The organism is Candidatus Pantoea carbekii, from assembly GCF_000971765.1.
GTDB lineage: Bacteria > Pseudomonadota > Gammaproteobacteria > Enterobacterales > Enterobacteriaceae > Pantoea_A > Pantoea_A carbekii.
Map to the genome: position 1 here is coordinate 1 of NZ_CP010910.1, position 17,880 is coordinate 17,880.

The 17,880-nt window shown below is 25.9% G+C and carries 11 protein-coding genes; 4 read left to right on the plus strand and 7 right to left on the minus strand.

Annotated elements, in window-relative coordinates; genetic code table 11:
* Nucleotides 1-10: 10 nt before the first annotated feature.
* The 5 genes from BMSBPS_RS04275 to BMSBPS_RS04295 all read right to left on the minus strand — a co-directional run bounded on the left by BMSBPS_RS04275 (nt 11) and on the right by BMSBPS_RS04295 (nt 5,181).
* Nucleotides 11-964 carry a RepB family plasmid replication initiator protein gene (locus BMSBPS_RS04275; protein WP_046201237.1) on the minus strand — a complete coding sequence of 318 codons (954 nt, stop codon included), beginning with the start codon at nt 962-964 and terminating at the stop codon, nt 11-13.
* A 1,327-nt stretch (nt 965-2,291) separates the two neighbouring features.
* On the minus strand, nt 2,292-3,272 hold the full coding sequence (locus tag BMSBPS_RS04280) for a ThiF family adenylyltransferase (protein ID WP_046201238.1): 981 nt from the start codon (nt 3,270-3,272) through the stop codon (nt 2,292-2,294).
* Between the two features lie 18 nt (nt 3,273-3,290).
* Nucleotides 3,291-4,052, minus strand: a complete 762-nt coding sequence (locus tag BMSBPS_RS04285) for a thiazole synthase (RefSeq protein ID WP_046201245.1) — start codon at nt 4,050-4,052, stop codon at nt 3,291-3,293.
* Between the two features lie 3 nt (nt 4,053-4,055).
* On the minus strand, nt 4,056-4,253 hold the full coding sequence (gene thiS / locus BMSBPS_RS04290; RefSeq protein ID WP_046201239.1) for a sulfur carrier protein ThiS: 198 nt from the start codon (nt 4,251-4,253) through the stop codon (nt 4,056-4,058).
* Nucleotides 4,237-5,181 (minus strand): FAD-dependent oxidoreductase, encoded by a 945-nt coding sequence (locus BMSBPS_RS04295; protein ID WP_046201240.1) that lies wholly within the window; start codon nt 5,179-5,181, stop codon nt 4,237-4,239. The genes thiS and BMSBPS_RS04295 overlap by 17 nt, the downstream gene beginning before the upstream one ends.
* 1,757 nt (nt 5,182-6,938) lie before the next feature.
* Between BMSBPS_RS04295 and BMSBPS_RS04300 the strand changes: the two genes are divergently transcribed.
* The 4 genes from BMSBPS_RS04300 to map all read left to right on the plus strand — a co-directional run bounded on the left by BMSBPS_RS04300 (nt 6,939) and on the right by map (nt 14,415).
* A complete protein-coding gene (locus tag BMSBPS_RS04300; RefSeq protein WP_046201241.1) occupies nt 6,939-8,168 on the plus strand; it encodes a cupin domain-containing protein in 1,230 nt (409 codons plus the stop codon).
* A gap of 3,585 nt (nt 8,169-11,753) precedes the next feature.
* Nucleotides 11,754-11,921, plus strand: coding sequence for a con-10 family general stress protein (locus tag BMSBPS_RS04590; protein ID WP_102029183.1), 168 nt, complete (start codon nt 11,754-11,756; stop codon nt 11,919-11,921).
* A gap of 307 nt (nt 11,922-12,228) precedes the next feature.
* Nucleotides 12,229-12,744: a ferritin-like domain-containing protein gene (locus tag BMSBPS_RS04305; RefSeq protein ID WP_046201242.1), complete on the plus strand. Its 516-nt coding sequence runs from the start codon at nt 12,229-12,231 to the stop codon at nt 12,742-12,744.
* Between the two features lie 888 nt (nt 12,745-13,632).
* A complete protein-coding gene (gene map, locus BMSBPS_RS04310) occupies nt 13,633-14,415 on the plus strand; it encodes a type I methionyl aminopeptidase (RefSeq protein WP_046201243.1) in 783 nt (260 codons plus the stop codon).
* 473 nt (nt 14,416-14,888) lie between these two features.
* Here the strand turns inward: map and BMSBPS_RS04315 are convergent, their stop codons facing one another.
* Both BMSBPS_RS04315 and BMSBPS_RS04320 read right to left on the minus strand, forming a co-directional pair.
* A complete protein-coding gene (locus BMSBPS_RS04315) occupies nt 14,889-15,284 on the minus strand; it encodes a YgiW/YdeI family stress tolerance OB fold protein (protein WP_052719894.1) in 396 nt (131 codons plus the stop codon).
* Between the two features lie 488 nt (nt 15,285-15,772).
* A complete protein-coding gene (locus BMSBPS_RS04320; RefSeq protein ID WP_046201244.1) occupies nt 15,773-16,429 on the minus strand; it encodes a DUF2076 domain-containing protein in 657 nt (218 codons plus the stop codon).
* Between the last annotated feature and the right edge of the window lie 1,451 nt (nt 16,430-17,880).

The following is a 17,880-nucleotide window of genomic DNA, read 5'->3' on the forward strand; positions in this document are numbered from 1 at the left end:
TTAATCAATATTAATCTTCAAAATCAAATCCTTCAACCGTATAAATACCATCTGCTAACTTACTGATACTATCTAATTTTGGCATTCTACCTAATTTTGGCATTCTGCTATGGATGATAAAAAAAACTGAACGACCACGCCTAACCTCTGAGTAATGAAGATATCCAATTTCTTTAAGTTGCTCCATGGCACGTCGAGCAACATAATTTTGAGTAGTAGTTTGTGAACCTAAATTTAAACGCATGCGCAAACGAGCAAGTGATATTGGAGCAGGGTTAGTTGGTAAACTCTCTAAATAAGTATAAAGCGCTTGTGCGGACTCTTTTCGTTTCAATCTTGAAATCGCACGTAGTTGTAATAAAACTTTATGATCAAAATTATATAATTCAAATAATTTAGGATCAGCTTGAATACATACTAAATCTTTTTCACGATCATAGTAGGCTGATTGTACCAAATGAGTATGATAAGCTTTTCCATTACCCTCAAAAGATAATGTATTAGTTACAATGCGTTTTAATGAAGCATCTAAGCGTCTACGCAAAGCAGCTGAAGAATGAGCCGATGGGATTCCACACATTTTAACAAATTCAATAAAAGACAACGTTACAGTACTATCATTCTTTAACGGATAACGCGAAAAAGACTGTATAATACCTGCCCAAGTTTTAAAATCATTATCCATATCTAAACGCGCACCAGTAATAGTAATTCTTTCATAACCTTCAGCTTTAACCAAAGAAAGATTTTTAAGTTCTTTAGTGGCATCCATTGAAGCCATTGCACCAGATTTACGGCGTGCCGTGGATTTTAAGGTAGGAACAAATAAACCTAAGCGCATTAAAGCCACCGGTTGTACAGTATTATTTTTATTAGGATGCAGCTGAATAACTTCACCGTTATTTTTTGTGACTAATAAAAAAGGTTCAAACAACACCTTATTTTCACTGCCTTTATATGACATAGTTAATGTCTTTATCCTGTGAATAAAAACGATTTCATTGCTCACTATAGTGAACGTTTTTACTGATTATAGTGAACAATCTACAATGTACAGTGAATGAAACAGCTAATTATAGTGAATACTTTACTGATTATAGTGAACATGATCACCTTTCCAACCCTTGCAGTGTATAGCTTCAAGACCATCGGGGATCTATTAGGATCTTTTTTGGATCTTTATATGATCTTTTATTAGGATCTATTTATTGTATAAGTGTATAAGTGTTAATAACTATCAATTTTATGCACAATAATTTTTAATATCGGAGCTTACTGTTGCACAAAAATAAAAATTATAAAAAAACAAAATTAACAAGGTAATTATAGAAACCACCTAAAATATTTCATTACTAACTATATACAGATCAAATAGTTACATATCAAATAACAAAAAATACATAAAATTTAAAAAAATAAATTGCTTCAATAAGATATTATTATGTAAAGACTTAAAAAGTAACACTTAATCAAAACAGCTTTCAACTATATTATGCTAATTTTAAAAACGCTCTGTTGTCATAAAGAAAAAATACAACTAAATAAAATATAGTAACAACAATATAAAATATAATTAGATACTCTAAATCTTTAACAAAAGAATACAATTTATAAACAAATGACTTAATAAAACTAAAAACTAAAAATCAACCTTAATTATCAGAATAACATAATGAAAAATTGTCATATATAAAAAATTGTGGATATGCAATTAATGAAATTAACTAAACTGAGTAACAATACTGGATAAGTCATTATTAAAATAATCCGCCAATCTAACAAAAAATCATTAATAAAAATATACAAACTAATAAAAAAAAATAAAAAACTCATAATATTTTTCAAGCTGAAAATATTATGAGTTTTTTATATAAAAATAAAAAATTTTCTGGTTTAAAACAATAAAAAAATCGTTAAATAATAACAAATTATCATAAATAATTAATTTTAAAAAACAAATACTAATTAAAATTACCTAAAATACTAACTATATAAAATTTGTCATCATCATTAATTAAATTTTAAAAATCTATTATGTAATTTATAATAAAATTTTTATCATAAAATTTTATTATAAATTACATTTACATTAAAAATTTATAAATTTAAAATTACAGAAAATAAAATTTTTCTCAAAAATATACAATAACAAAAAACTGATATCATATCTAATATTTTTAGACTAAAAACGTATTAAATTTAAATTTAACAAAATTGAAATATTCAAATTTAATATGTTAAAAAAATAATACATCTTAATTTAAATTATATACCGTTAACTAAATTATATTTTATAAACGATTGGCTGCAAGAATTGCTAATGAATTAAAACCACGTTGCATTAACAAAATACCTGCCTGCGATGCACGCATACCACTAGCACAGACTAAAACAATTCGTCGATCCATTGTTGGTGGCTGCCAAAAAGGTAATTGCTGAAGTGAAACTCGCTCAACACACTCAGCTATACTAACAGGAGCTTCTTCAAAACTACGCAATTCTACAATCCAATCATCATCAGCTAATGATTGCAAATCAATAAAAGGTATTGATTTTTGATCAGAACTTTCATCTAATCCATAAAATCTAAATCGATAAAAATGCCAATTAACAAAATCACAATTTACTATGCATCCAAGAGGAGAAGGTAATAAACCTAACAATACACTAATAACCATCTGCGCTTGTATTGCACCTAATACTGCTACTACAGGACCCATTACACCTACAGTACTGCAATTATTAGAAAAACATACAGTAGATGAACGCGGAAATACTGTACAATAACCTGGCGCAATACCACAAAATCCCCCTACATAACCTTGTCGTCCAACAACTGAAGCACTAATAAAAGGAACTGCATTAATAGAACAAATATCAGAGAGTAAATAAGTAACATCAAAATTGTCAGCTGAATCAACAACCAAATCAATATCTATTAAAGCAGATTTGACGTTACTAACATTTAACATCTCTTGTAATATCTCAACTCGAACTTGTGGATTCTGTTGTTCAAGAATTTTTTGTGCAGAAACAACCTTAGCATACCCAACATCTCTCTCAGTAAATAATGTTTGTCTATGCAAATTATTTAATGCAACATTATCATTATCATAAAGACGTACATACCCAATACCTGACCCAATTAATTGCGGTAATAATGTAGCACTTAACCCACCTGCACCAACTACTAACACACGTGATTGTTGTAAAATTTTTTGCCCAACATAACCAACTTCCGGTAAGATTATTTGAGGTTCATAACGTTTCATCATTACTCAATCGCACTATTAAATAAAATTTGCCAAACCAAAAATTGGTGTTGAAGCTATAGCCATATCACGTTTCTCTATTAATCCAGCCTGATATGCTATATGTCCTGCTTTAATAGCTCGACAAAAGGCGTTAGCCATCAATATAGGATTACCTGATTTCGCTACAGCTGTATTAAGCAAAACCCCATCAAAACCCATCTCCATAGCCTGTGCTGCTTGTGAAGGTGCACCAATACCTGCATCAATAATTAATGGAATACCATGAAAATAAGCACGCATTGTACGCAAACTATCAATATTTCGTAGTCCTTGGGCTGAACCAATTGGTGAACCCCAAGGCATTAATAATTTACAACCTGCAGCTAATAATTTTTCACCAATAATTAAATCTTCAGTAGTATAAGGAAAAATCTGAAACCCTTCCTCACTAAGGATACGAGCTGCTTCTATTAAAGCAAAAGGATCAGGTTGTAAAGTATCAGGATGACCAATTAATTCAAGTTTAATCCACAATGTATTAAATAACTCTCGTGCCATATGTGCTGTAGTTACCGCTTCTTTTACAGTATGACAACCTGCAGTATTAGGCAAAATATGAATATTTAACGTATTTAGCATATCACGAAATACTCTACCACAATCTCCTCCTTCACGTCGTAAGCTAACAGTAATAATTTGAGCACCAGAAGCATTAATGGCCATTTGTAAAATAGATGGAGAAGGATAACCTGCAGTACCGAGTAAAAAACGAGATTTAATTTCGGTACCATAAAACATCATTTAACCCCCCTGCATTGGTGAAAGTACTTCAAGTCGACAACCTTCTTCCAAACACTGACTATCATATTGATTTTTTGGTACAAATACACCATTAAAAGCTGTAGCAATACAAGTTATATCAATCTGTTGCTCATAAAATAATTCACTAAGATTATTAGCTTGCGTTACAATGTGTTTACCGTTAACTTGAATTTTCATAAATCTTTTCTCCTGAAAGGTATTGCATTAGCTGTTCTGACATTATTGGCGCTAATAAAAAACCATGACGATACATACCATTAAGGTAAAAGATACCATCTTTATAAGAAATTTTTGGCATATTAGAAGCATAAGCTGGTCGTAAACCACTTCCACTTTCTACAATACGCGCTTCAACTAAAGCAGGATGAATTACATAAGCAGAACTCAGCAACTCCATCATACCTCGTACACTAATGACACTATCATCGATACTTTCAATCATAGTTGCCCCTAACATAAAATAACCATCATATCGTGGTACTAAATAACATGGAAATCGAGGATGCAAAAGACGAATTGGACGAGAAAAATGAACATCATTGCTTTTTAAAATCAACATTTCCCCGCGCACTCCTCGTAAACCAGATAATTGTGATGCTGCATATATACCACAACAATCAATAATGCGGCCTCTAGGTTTGTGTAAATGAAAAACTACACCATTTTGTAATAATTTTTCACGCATTTCCATTAACGCAATTCGTGGGTTAAGATGTGCTTCACAGGAAAAAAAAAGACCCTGTGTAAAACGTTGTTCTAATGCTGGTTCTAGTTCATTAGGAGTAACCCATTGATATTTTTTAGTCATCCGCGCAAATCGCTTTAATTCTTGAGTATCACGGGCAGGAGCTATGACTAATGTACCTCGTTGTTCTACGCTGCTAACTCGCTTTTGCCACCATTTGGCTGAATATTCTCCAAGCGAAATAATATTTGAAGGTGAACTTTCAGATTCACAAAAAGGTGCAAGCATACCACCTGCAAACCATGAAGCAGGTCTACTAGTTAAATCATCAATTACTTCAACTTCTTCACCACGTTCCATCAACGCAGTTGCTACACATAAGCCAACTACACCACCACCTAAAACTGTCCATGAACTCACATTATTTACCCCGAAACATAAGAAATATGAATTAAAGAAACTGATATGAAATTTTCAATAATTAATGATAGTGAGGAAATACTTATAATAAAAAAAGTAAAATTTTATTATATGAATATTACTATATATAATGTGACGTATATCTTCATACAAACAGTATTTAAAAAATATTTAATAATATTAAAAGTAACAATAAAACTAAATTTAGTTTGATATTACATTATATAAAGAAACACCAAAAATTCACAATCAAACTATCAACTATTATAATCAACAAGTAATCATCAAGTTCATAACATTTATTTTAAAAAAGTATTTTGATTATTAACATCTAAAAAACACAATTTAATTTTTTAAAAACCTATCTAATTATCAATAACTGCATTTAAAATATATTAATAACATTACAAAACCAAAAATTATATTTAATTTCAATTAAAATTTTTTTATTGAATTAAATTCAATAATAACATACACTAAAATATACCTAAATGATCAATTTTAATTTTGATACATTTAATCAATTAAAAATAATTAAATAATCAACACAACACATAAATTAAATTACTGATAAAAATTCAATCATTACTACTATATATTTAATTTTTAGAAAATTTCATTCTATACAGTTTATAATTAATAAAAAACAAATAAAGCGTTCACTATGAATAGATATAGGTAATACTATTTTTTAAGTTGATATTTGTAATAAATAAGGTCAAATAATAGATTTTATTGTGAACTAAAAAATATTAGAAAATTATTCTATATGTTAATTACTATATACACAATAGAAAATATATATATTTAAAATAACCAATTTATTTAATAAAACCAGCAGAAAATATTTTTAGTTAAATTATTAATTTAAAATTAAATTGTGAACCAATTATTTTTCGACTGTATATACTCATACATTTTATATTTAAATTCAATAAGATATTATTTTGAATAAAAGTATTTTTATAATAGCAAATTTATCTAAAAATTTTTATAACTTATTAAATATAATACTTTATTTTACAGTAAAAATAAAGTATAAATTTTTCAAAATATTTAATTTTATAGATTTATTTTAAATCATTATTCAATCAAACAAAAAGCTAATAATATGTACTGTTATAATGCATATTAATAATATTATGTTAAAATTTAATTTTTATGGTATTAAACTATAATTTTTACAACACAATAATATTTTATTAGTACTAGTAATAGTATAGCTAAATTTAATATTGATTCGATTTTAGTAAACTAAAGATATTATTATATATAGTATAATTAAATAGATATATATAACAATATGTTATAAAAATATAACAAGATGTTTATGTATTTTATATTTAAACATTTATAACAACATTATTAATTATATTAAATTATTTAATAAAAAAGTATTCTACGAATTTTAATATTGATGTTAAATTTATTTAATTTTTATAATTGTTATTTATATCTGTTATTTTTATAAATGCCATATTTATGATCAATAATGAAGCAAATATTATACATCAAATATAAGGCATTACACGTATTAAAATTCAGAAAAAAATTACCTTTCGATAAAATTATTTTAATTGATTAAACGTGTTATTAAGCATAACATATGTTTTTATGTCATCATTACCTTCTAACATCAAATCCCAATCATACTTTAATTGATTCATTTTTACCTAATAAATAACTTCAACATACTTGATCAAATTCTAAATTTAAAAAGATTTATATAAATGTATTATCAAAAGGGCATACTAAGAATGAAATTAGACAATTTAAGCCGTCGAAACTTTATGACTTTTGCTGCTGCTAGTAGTACCATATTCTTAACAGCTGCAAAAATTTATTCTAAAAAAAATAAAAACATAATTCAATCAAGTAATATTCAAAATTCATGTAATCCAAGCAGCCGTGATTCAGTTCATGCACAATTAAATCCTGATTTAATTGATCCTCCTTTTACTGATAGCGGTACGTTACCTAATTTGCGTTTTTCATTCAGTGATGCACATGTTAGAAAAGGTAGTGGCGGATGGACGAGGCAAATTACACAACGTGAATTAGGTATTTCTACAACCATTGCTGGTGTAAATATGCGCTTACAAAAAGGTGGAATTCGCGAGTTACATTGGCATAAAGAAGCTGAATGGGCGTATATGTTGTATGGCAAAGGACGTATCACATTGCTTGATAGTGAAGGCCATTGGTTCATTAGTGATCTGAGCGTCGGCGATTTATGGTATTTCCCGTCAGGTATTCCTCATTCAATACAAGGTTTAGATCCTGATGGCTGTGAATTTTTACTTGCATTTGATGATGGCAATTTCGATGAAGATAGTACTTTCTTACTTAGTGATTGGTTTAAACATATTCCCCCGGAAGTGCTTGCAAAAAATTTTAATATGCCAATAAGCATTTTTAATACTCTACCTTCACCGGAGAACGAATATATTTTTTCTGGCAATGAACCAAATAAAATGATAACAGAAGTCGCAATAGGGGGAAAAAAATCGAAATTAGATTTTTCATATAAAATGCTAGCCCAAAAACCATTTGAAATGCCTGGCGGTACAGTACGTATCGTCGATTCTAAAAATTTTTTAGTATCTAAAACTATAGCTGCTGCATTAGTAGAATTAGAACCAGGAGCTATGCGTGAGTTACATTGGCATCCAAATAATGATGAATGGCAATATTACTTACAAGGAGAAGGGCGAATGGGAGTATTTGCGGCTTCGGGGCAAGCTCGCACTTTCAATTTTCGAGGAGGTGATGTTGGTTATGTTCCTTTTGCAATGGGTCATTATATTGAAAATACTGGTAATATTTTATTACGTTTTCTAGAATTGTTTAAAAGCGATTACTACGCAGATATTTCACTTAAGCAATGGTTGGCAAATACACCGTCTAATTTAGTACGTCAACATCTAAATCTTGACGAAAGTTTTTTGCAATCATTACAATTGCAAAAATACCCGATTGTAAAATAATTGACAATAATTAAGTACATATTTACCATAATAGAAAAATTAACTTATACGATATTTACAACAATAAATTAGTTCAAAAACAGCAATAATTAAGATAATTTAACTTAATTAAAGTATTATTAAATTATGAAAGTTAAACAAAATATAAATAATTAAGTTTAAAAAAAGGAATAGTTTTAATTATATTTAAATCTTTTCATAAAATAAGAGATTAATATCTTATTTCGCAGCGTTGATTTGTCATATAATATATGAAAAAATTTTTATTTTTAATAATTACTTTGGATCATATAGTAATATTTAAATAATTATTATAAGTTATCGAAGTATTATTATTTCAAATATATAAAATTTTATATTTAGCAATAAAGTTATATTATAAATCTCGTATCAGAATTATTGCCTCTGACTATATAACATTTTATATTTCAAATATATATATTATGCAGCAGCTAAATCATCTTGATATAATTGTTAATTCAATGAAATAATTCAACTAACTACTTAAGTATTCAATAGCTGTTATTTTAGATGAATTTTTTTAGTTTCAATATTAAATAACACAACAAAATGATTCGAAAGAATCAATCTCTATGTCATAACTCATTTTTTAAAAACTCTACCTATTATTTCGATTTTAACAAATCATCTCTACTTTTGACATAATTTTTTGCTGTACTCAGTACCCTAATGTATTGGACAAGTGTCTATTACACTATTTATAAAATTCTGTACTGTTCGTTTATATAAAACAATAATAAAGTATTAATTACCATTTAACATAATAAACGTGCCTATTCGATAAGTTATTACGTTAACGCAGCAAAACACGATTAACTCCGTAAAAATCCCAGAGGTTTCAAATTAAACGTGTAATATTATATTCTGTAAACAAGAATACAATAATTTGTAATACACATATAATTTATTTACCTAAAATTTTTGTATCATTGTTCAGTCAACAAAAAACTATTGCTTATACACAATTAAGCACATTATTTAATAAATAAAATTGTTTAGAGCATTATCAGTAAATCGATGAAAAGGGTAAATGACATTAATAGCTTAATGTCACATTTATATTGTATAGTTAAGTGATATATTTCTATCCTATCTAATCTATCATTTTAATTGAAAAATTAGATTTTATTAAATAATTCATAAAAATAAAATTATTTAATAAAAGATATAAAGAGAAATAATTATTATATATTAGTTTCAATATTATGTTATTGATATTTTACTGTTAATTCTATGTTTCATAGAACATATAATTTTATAATAGCATATGTAACTAACTATTTAATAATATTATTAAATATTTTTAAATTTACAAATAAACTTACTGTTTTATTTTTAAATAATTAATTTAATTAAATAATTCACAGCATTTATAGATAAAATATGACTAAAATAATTAAGATTCAGAACAGCAATAATTTATAATAAAATTCTATACTCAGTTGGTAAACATTCATTAAATCTCTTCAAATTTTTGATCCTTTTATTAAATTAATTATTAATTAAATTTTTACGATTAGTAAAGAAATGCAATTTCCATCGAAGTGTTACTAATCTAGTATAATTTTACATGTTATAAAGGACATAAAATAAACGAAACATTAAAATCGTTAATATTATTTCATATAAATAAAAAAAATATTACTAATACTATTTTTAGTAAATTTAATATGTAAGAATAAATCAAAATAAAGACATTTAAAGCAACTGTTTTCATCTATGACAATAGAGGTAGCATTGTCAAAATCGATCTGTAGTCTAATTGATTATAAATTGTATATATTTATATTATATATTTTCTAATTTAGAATAAAATTATAATTTTATTCTAAACACATAAAAAACAACTAATACAAACATTTTTTATCAATTTAATATTTGTTAAATATAAAAAATTATTGATATTGCGAGTTTTTACTAAAGATTACGACTAATTACCTATCTATATTGCTAATAAACAAAATTGCTTTTATATATTGTGTAATTTTCCTGTACTTATTTGGTAATAATATAAATTACCATGGTGATAATATCAAATGTCAACATACCAACTGTATTAACTTGTTGTAACGTTATTGATATATTAACGCATTCGCACACAATTATTACATTTTTATTTATATACAAGTGTTTGCATCAGATAATGATAAAGAGCAATACTACTAACGCGCTACAGAAATGTATCATAATTAAAAGCATAGGATATATTTAGTAGACGAAAAGAATCAGAATAAGGTCGGACAAATATCTTGATATAATAGTCATAGTTCATTACTATTATAATCAGTAAATTGCTGTGTCTGTTGATAACTTAAAATAGCACTGTGCACATGCACTACCTATCTCTCGATATAAAATATTGAAGATTTATTGAAATGCTATCAAGCTGGAATTCTACTAGCAAAAACTAGTCATGTATGTAGCAGGCGAAGTGCATATTAACAACTTATATGCTCCTTCTAACCAGTAACTTAAGAACAGTCGAATACTGCTGTGATATTAGATCTCTCTATCCTTCATCTTAGCATAGAGTTCGTTCAATTTGGAAAAACATAGAATACTAGCATCATAATGGTCTCTGAAAAATAAATTTTCCCTCTAGAGAAATAAAAGGAATTTTTCATAATGACAGAAACTATTCTATTGTAGTGATGTGTAGCTATCTTCATTGAGAATGTGTATTTCATCTTCTACAACATATAGTGTATTAACTTGCACCTAAGGTAGCAATAATCGAATCATATATAAACAAATGCCGAAACAAGTGGTTTTAATAATAGTCAATTTATTAAAATACTTGTATACACATATAAAATAAAATTTTTAACATTTTATGATTAATATTAATCAATTTGCAATAACATAGTTATACTTTACTTAATAATAAAAATATTATGCTTAGTAATTTTTTAAATTATATCAAATATCAATTGTACTTTAATAGTATTTTTATATATTTAAAATTTAAATTAATATTATTAAAAATAATAAATCATACAAAATGACATAGCAATTTTTTTTAAAAAGTTAAAAATAAAATTTATGTTTAAATAAAATTGCAATTACATATTTTAAAATATCAATACGAAACGATACTTATTGTAGCATATTTACTGATTCGTAAATAATAGATTATCGTAATAATCTATTATAATAAATATTTTATTTATCTTTATAAAAGATCGACTATATTAACCGATTCGCTTAAATTCTTCTAAATTATCAATTTGATTATCTTAAACATTAAAGTATAAAAAGATTTTAATAAAATTCAATAACATATTGATTTCAAAAATTAAAAACAATAGAAAATTTGAATCTTTAAAATAAAAAATGATTTAAATTTTAAGTAAAATAAATTTTTGAATTAAAAGTCAGCAATAAGGTAATATTTTTTTGAAATTCATTTCAATTAAAATTCAAATTGAAACCGATTATTAAATTAAAATTTTACCGTCTCGCTTGTTAAGATTAAAAATCTCTCTAATATAATAAATATATACACAATTAAATCAAAGTATCTAAAGATGTGCATTAAAATTAAAAATTGTGGAGAGCAAAATTATGAACGAATGCACTAATAAAGCGAGTAATTTTATGGAAAATAAACATAAATCATCTGATAATGATAAAAAAAGTAGCCAACATAGTAGTGTAAATTTTAAAAATGAAAGAGAAAAAACTTCAGAATCTGGAAAAAAAAGCGGACAAAATCATAATCGCAATACATAATTGATTAATAATATTGGAAAAAATTTTTTTAAAGTAGGGAAAGGATTCCCGACTATTTAAGTATTTTTGTATCAAGAGATAACCTAATATATTATTTTGATTAAATATAGTTAATATTAAATAACGGTTTATTCTAATTCTAGTTATTTTTTATAAAATGATAATTTTTTTTACATACAGAATAAATTTAAATAGTTAAGTGAAATTTATTTGACATTTTTTTTGAAAATTAACTTTTTTTTAAAAACGAATAAAATTAATAAATAATGTTTCATTGATAATATTAATTAGTAAAAGGCAAACAATTATGTCACATTCTCAAGCATTACGTCACTACCATGATTGGCTAAAAGATGCTCATGCCATGGAGAAACAAGCGGAAACTATGCTAGGAAAAATGGCCGATCGACTTCAACACTATCATGAACTTAAATTTCGTATACAACAACATATTATAGAAACGCGTCAGCAACAAAATCAGCTAGAAAATATTCTTAATCGCTACAATATTTCTCATTCCAGTGTTAAAGAAGTGATAGGAAAAATGTTTGCTATCGGCCAAGCTATTGCAGTTAGTTTTGCGGAAGATGAAATAGTCAAAGGCACTATGAGCTGCTATGTATTTGAAAATGCAGAATTAGCAAGTTATACTAGTTTAATTGCTGCTGCTACATATGTCGGAGATAAAGAAAGCATACCTATATTTGAGCAAATTTTTGAACAAGAACGCGTAATGTCGGATTGGATTTTCAGTCATTTACCAGAAATAACAAACAAATTTTTAACTCTTAGTGATCAACAAAGCATCAAAGCTAAACTGTAATCTATAAGTAATCAATTATATTAATTATAGATAATCACAGTGAATATAAGTATATAGTATCTTGACATACTAATTAAATATTCATCGCAGTAGCAACAAAGTATGTCATGCTCAATGGTTTTGAATTGTGCTACTATTGATATAATATTTAATTTATATTTTATTACTAAAATCAATTTTAAACCGGTAATGTCGGTTACAAAACTTTAAAATATTAAATATATTTTTTTGACACAATTTTTTAAAAAATTCGAATAATTCGTGAATTAACCAAATCCTTAAATTAAAAGTATTTAGGCTCGATAATAAATACAATATATTACCAACACTAATTTCATCTATCTAAAATTTTATAAAATAAATTTTCCAACTAATAAATCTAAACATAGTAAAATAAGATTAAATTATATAACTATCCAATTAATCTATTGACATATATAATCAATAATCTAGCAAATCAATATAGCAAGAAGACGTATCAATATACTAGATTATATTTATAATACAAAGCATTCTCAGTCTGGTTAACCTTGAAAAACAATTTAATTTGTTTAAAAAAACAAATGTTTTATCTATTTTTTTAATAAAAATTTTACAACATAGCTAACATTAATGAATACCTTGATATATGTAATATTTGTATTACTAAAGTACAAACTCTAATTATACAATAATGAATATATTAACATATTGAATAAATTTAATTTTTAACAGTTTATCATTTCGAAATGCAAAAATATTTAATTTATGAAACATTTTTAAATTTACCTTACTAAAGTGCTCTACATAGTAAGTAAGCAAACATATCCTCTAAAAATTTATAATTATTTAATTATTATATGTTAATTATACATGTTATGATAGTTTGTTTTCAAGGAAACCTACTTAATGAATATTAAATTACATACTTCTAAAGAAATTGAACTAGCACGTGCTGCTGGAAAAGACGCTGCTGAAGTATTAGAAATTATTGCATCTCATATTAAACCAGGTATTACAACCCAGGAAATTGATAGAATTTGTAACGATTATATAGTCAATACTCTAAAAGTAATACCGGCTAATTTTGGTTACCATGGTTACACACATACTGTTTGTACTTCTGTTAATCATGTAGTTTGTCACGGTATTCCAAACGACAAAAAACTAAAAGATGGTGATATTATCAATATTGATGTAGGCATAATAAAAAACGGTTGGTACGGTGATACTAGTCGGATGTATTTTGTTGGACAACCATCGGTACGCGCAAAACGATTAGTGGACATTACATATCAATCAATGCTCGCTGGAATACGAGTAGTAAAACCGGGTAGAGCTTTAGGAGATATAGGTAATATAATTCAAAAAACAGCAGAACAAGCTGGTTTTTCAGTAGTACGAGAATATTGTGGACATGGAATCGGTAAAGTTTATCATGATACACCACAAATTTTGCATTACGGTAAACCAGGCATGGGAATTATATTGAAAGCTGGAATGATTTTTACTATTGAACCAATGGTTAATGCTGGTAAACCTGGTACTAGCGTACTATCCGATGGTTGGACAGTAATTACAAAAGACCGTTCCCTTTCAGCACAATGGGAACATACCATAGCTGTCACCGAAACTGGTTTTGACCTGCTAACACCTTGGCCAAAGGGTACAGGACCATACAAAAGCATTTAATTTTTACATTAAATGGCATGATAACAAATTTGCAATTTATCAATAAACTTAATTTAACACCTAGAAGATGAATTTAAAAATAGCTTGATTTAATTTTTAATACACTATACACCATACTATTTTTAATACACTATACTATCAGACTTCTATATTTATCCTTTATGCATACTTTACTATTAGTTAAGATAATAATACATCGTATCTACAAATATTTTAATTTTACTAAAATAAAACACATTTTTTAGATTTTAAATTTAAATTAATATGCAATTTTAATTAATGCGATACTTTTTAATAACCTCATAGATATTACCATTTTATAGAGATTCATAATGTGTTACATATAGTCTATCTTAAAAGTAGAAATATTTAATTATATCTTTTTATATAAATACAAATCGCGCTAATTAGCATTATATATTACGGATCAAAGAAAATATTCAACAAATAACTCTGAGACAACATTAGACATATCAAGGTGTAGTAACATATTTAACATATAGTACTCTTTTATTGCCCCAAATTTTTACTTGACCTCTTACGCAGAGTAAATCTTTTGCATTATATTTTTTACCATGCGATACAGTTTTAGGAATGATTAAAGTTGTTGAGCCTGTTGCATCACGAAAAAAATAGCTGTTTTTGCCACTTTTTTTAATAATATTACCTTGCATTGTGACCCACATATTATTTTTCTGAGTCATAAATTGCTTAACTGTTGTTTTAGCGTGTTGTTTTGCTTTATAACCCGTATGTTGTTTGTGATTAATTGGTATAACATTATTAGTGTTTAATGCTACTTCAGCTGCGCACAATGAAAAACTACTTGTTAATAATAAGAGTATACTTAATTCGATAAATTTTTTCATTTTTTCTGCCTTGTTAAATTTAATAAATCACTTTTATTATTACTGTAGAACAACATATTCTGTTTAGCGAATTTTTAAAGCTCAATATAGCAATTTATTTCTTCTAGAATAATAATTCTTTATTAAAAATGCAAGTTTTATATCTTTAATATAAAACATATGAATTTAAAAAAATAAATTTATGGTATAAAATTCAAACGTATATAATTTTAGTTATTTTATATCATAATCTTAATTTAATATTTAGTTTAGTATTAAAATTTGTTATTAAATTTATTGTTTAATATTCACTCTTTACTAACAATATAACATGAAGTTACATATACTTTTATTATGCTAAATATTAGCAATGTTTATCCTAAATAACCAGTGCAACAAAATCTTAAATTAGATCATAAATATTTCTTCACATATAAAATTCTCTAACCGATTAAGCTATTAGACTGCGATATTCTAACATATTTTTATAATGTTATAGTACTTATAGTTTAAAAAAATCCATCGTCCTCATTATGAAAATCACTATATGATGTATCACCATGGTCAATAAAATGTTGATCAGATAAATTATTAAATGTTTCGAGATTACCTGCATCAAAATCCTGATTTAAAAGTGAATCATTTGATCCTATATCAGATTCTGTTGGATAATTCATTATATTAAAAATTTCTTCAGGTGCTGAATGATGAAACATATTAGTCAATACGTTACCTAATACCATACCACCAGCTACACCCGCTGCTGTTTGTAACGCACCAGACATAAAATTACTACTACGTGATAATGTAGTAGTAGAAGGCTGTGTTACAATAGGTGCGGTTTGTAATTGCGCTTGTTGTGGTAGTCTTTCAGCAGAACGATTATTTCCAAATAGTCCGCTAAGAAATCCAGTGCTTGTAGTTTTTGGAGCTGCCTTTAATTGAGTAATTTCATTTTGTAACTGTAAAACTTGTTCATTAAGTCTATTAAGTGCTGCTTCTTGAATGAGAATCGACTGCGCCATATAATAAGGAGCTGAAGGTTGTTTTTCAATAAAATTTTGAATATGTTGTTCCGCCTCAGCGTCTCGAGGCGCTGTTTTTTGTTCCGTTTCTTTTAAACGTTGAAACAATCCGCTAATTAAGTTTTTCTCTTCAAGTTGCATAAATTAAATTTCCATTATTTAAAGGTGGAATTAATATTTAGTAATGATTTTTATCATAGCATAACCATCGATATTACTAAGTTAGTATCGTGTATTGTAGTATACATCATTATATTATTTTGTAACTATTTTGAATTTACTTTCATAAAAAAGCAAAATATAAGAAAAAAATTTATAATAATCAATTTTAAAAAAAATTACCAACGCAATATTTTATAACTACAACAAAATTTAATTAATAAAACTATCGTAGTAGTGTCCTTTATAATAGATTAAAATGCAACATACAAAAAAGTTTGTTGTCTAAAAAATAGAAATTTTCTTATCGTAATGATATATATCAACAACCTAAAGACTCGCTCATGCGTTATAAAGCATTAAATATAGCATAGATGACAATGTCGTGACTAGAGCAATATGCAGTTAAAGTACATCAAATAAATAATTTTACCTCATTATTGAATCCTTACTAACCTCTAATATGCATAAAGTATTTTCAGTTAATATTAATCTAGTAAATCTAAACAAAATTTAGAGTAAAAGCACAAAACACATTTTGCAGTATTAAGAATTAATAAATTTATATACGCAAACAATTATCATATCACTTTTAATAATAGTCTATTAATTCTATATAAGGATAAAATTTAGCTCTAACATAATTACTGTCATTAGTGTATAAAGTTACCTTACATAAATGAGATCTTCCTTAATCGTAATACAATATTAGTATAATAACCAGCACCAATAATCACAAAAATCTGCTCTAAGTTGCTTTTAAAGTAATAAACATATCAAAATAATGTTATTTGATTTAGATTCACTATAGTGAGTATGTTATCTAAAAGAAAAGAGTTAAAAATTTGATTTTTTGATAGATGCACACTTAGTTTATCATGTTAAATAATATTCATATCGTTACACTTATAGTTAAGATAATGCAAAATTTTAATATTTTTAAAATTATATAATATGTTGATTTATAAAATATAATTTTATCTATAGTAAAGATTTTAATCAAATACCCATTCCAGTAAATTTCTACTGTCGTAGTAAAATTGATATTAACCTTTAGTTCATTGAATAAATTTACTTATAAAAGTAAATTCTGAAATCTATAGAAATTAAATTTTATTAAAATATCTTAAATTATTGTTTTTAAATTAAATATTTTTAATTCAAATTTGTATTTGATCAAATTACTTTAAACATTTACTATAACAAGTCATGATTAAAGTATATTACTTAATGATAAGCACTAAATTCAAAAGTTCAATTTTCAATAAAAATTAATTTTTCTTACAATCTGATGATATTCATAAATCTTTTATGTAAACACTATGAATATAGTAAGCAAATGCAGAACTGCTGGGTTAATGAACTTAGAATTAGAAAAAGCATTTTTAAAAATTTTTATCTTATAACGATTTAAAGTATATAAGATAATTTAA

What these genes read in the sequence shown, in the direction of transcription:
- BMSBPS_RS04305 (WP_046201242.1), top strand. Translation starts at nt 12,229, where the DNA reads ATGTCACATTCTCAAGCATTACGTCACTACCATGATTGGCTAAAAGAT.
- BMSBPS_RS04320 (WP_046201244.1), bottom strand. Translation starts at nt 16,429, where the DNA reads ATGCAACTTGAAGAGAAAAACTTAATTAGCGGATTGTTTCAACGTTTA.
- thiS (WP_046201239.1), bottom strand. Translation starts at nt 4,253, where the DNA reads ATGAAAATTCAAGTTAACGGTAAACACATTGTAACGCAAGCTAATAAT.
- BMSBPS_RS04285 (WP_046201245.1), bottom strand. Translation starts at nt 4,052, where the DNA reads ATGTTTTATGGTACCGAAATTAAATCTCGTTTTTTACTCGGTACTGCA.
- BMSBPS_RS04315 (WP_052719894.1), bottom strand. Translation starts at nt 15,284, where the DNA reads ATGAAAAAATTTATCGAATTAAGTATACTCTTATTATTAACAAGTAGT.
- BMSBPS_RS04300 (WP_046201241.1), top strand. Translation starts at nt 6,939, where the DNA reads ATGAAATTAGACAATTTAAGCCGTCGAAACTTTATGACTTTTGCTGCT.
- map (WP_046201243.1), top strand. Translation starts at nt 13,633, where the DNA reads ATGAATATTAAATTACATACTTCTAAAGAAATTGAACTAGCACGTGCT.
- BMSBPS_RS04590 (WP_102029183.1), top strand. Translation starts at nt 11,754, where the DNA reads ATGAACGAATGCACTAATAAAGCGAGTAATTTTATGGAAAATAAACAT.
- BMSBPS_RS04280 (WP_046201238.1), bottom strand. Translation starts at nt 3,272, where the DNA reads ATGAAACGTTATGAACCTCAAATAATCTTACCGGAAGTTGGTTATGTT.
- BMSBPS_RS04275 (WP_046201237.1), bottom strand. Translation starts at nt 964, where the DNA reads ATGTCATATAAAGGCAGTGAAAATAAGGTGTTGTTTGAACCTTTTTTA.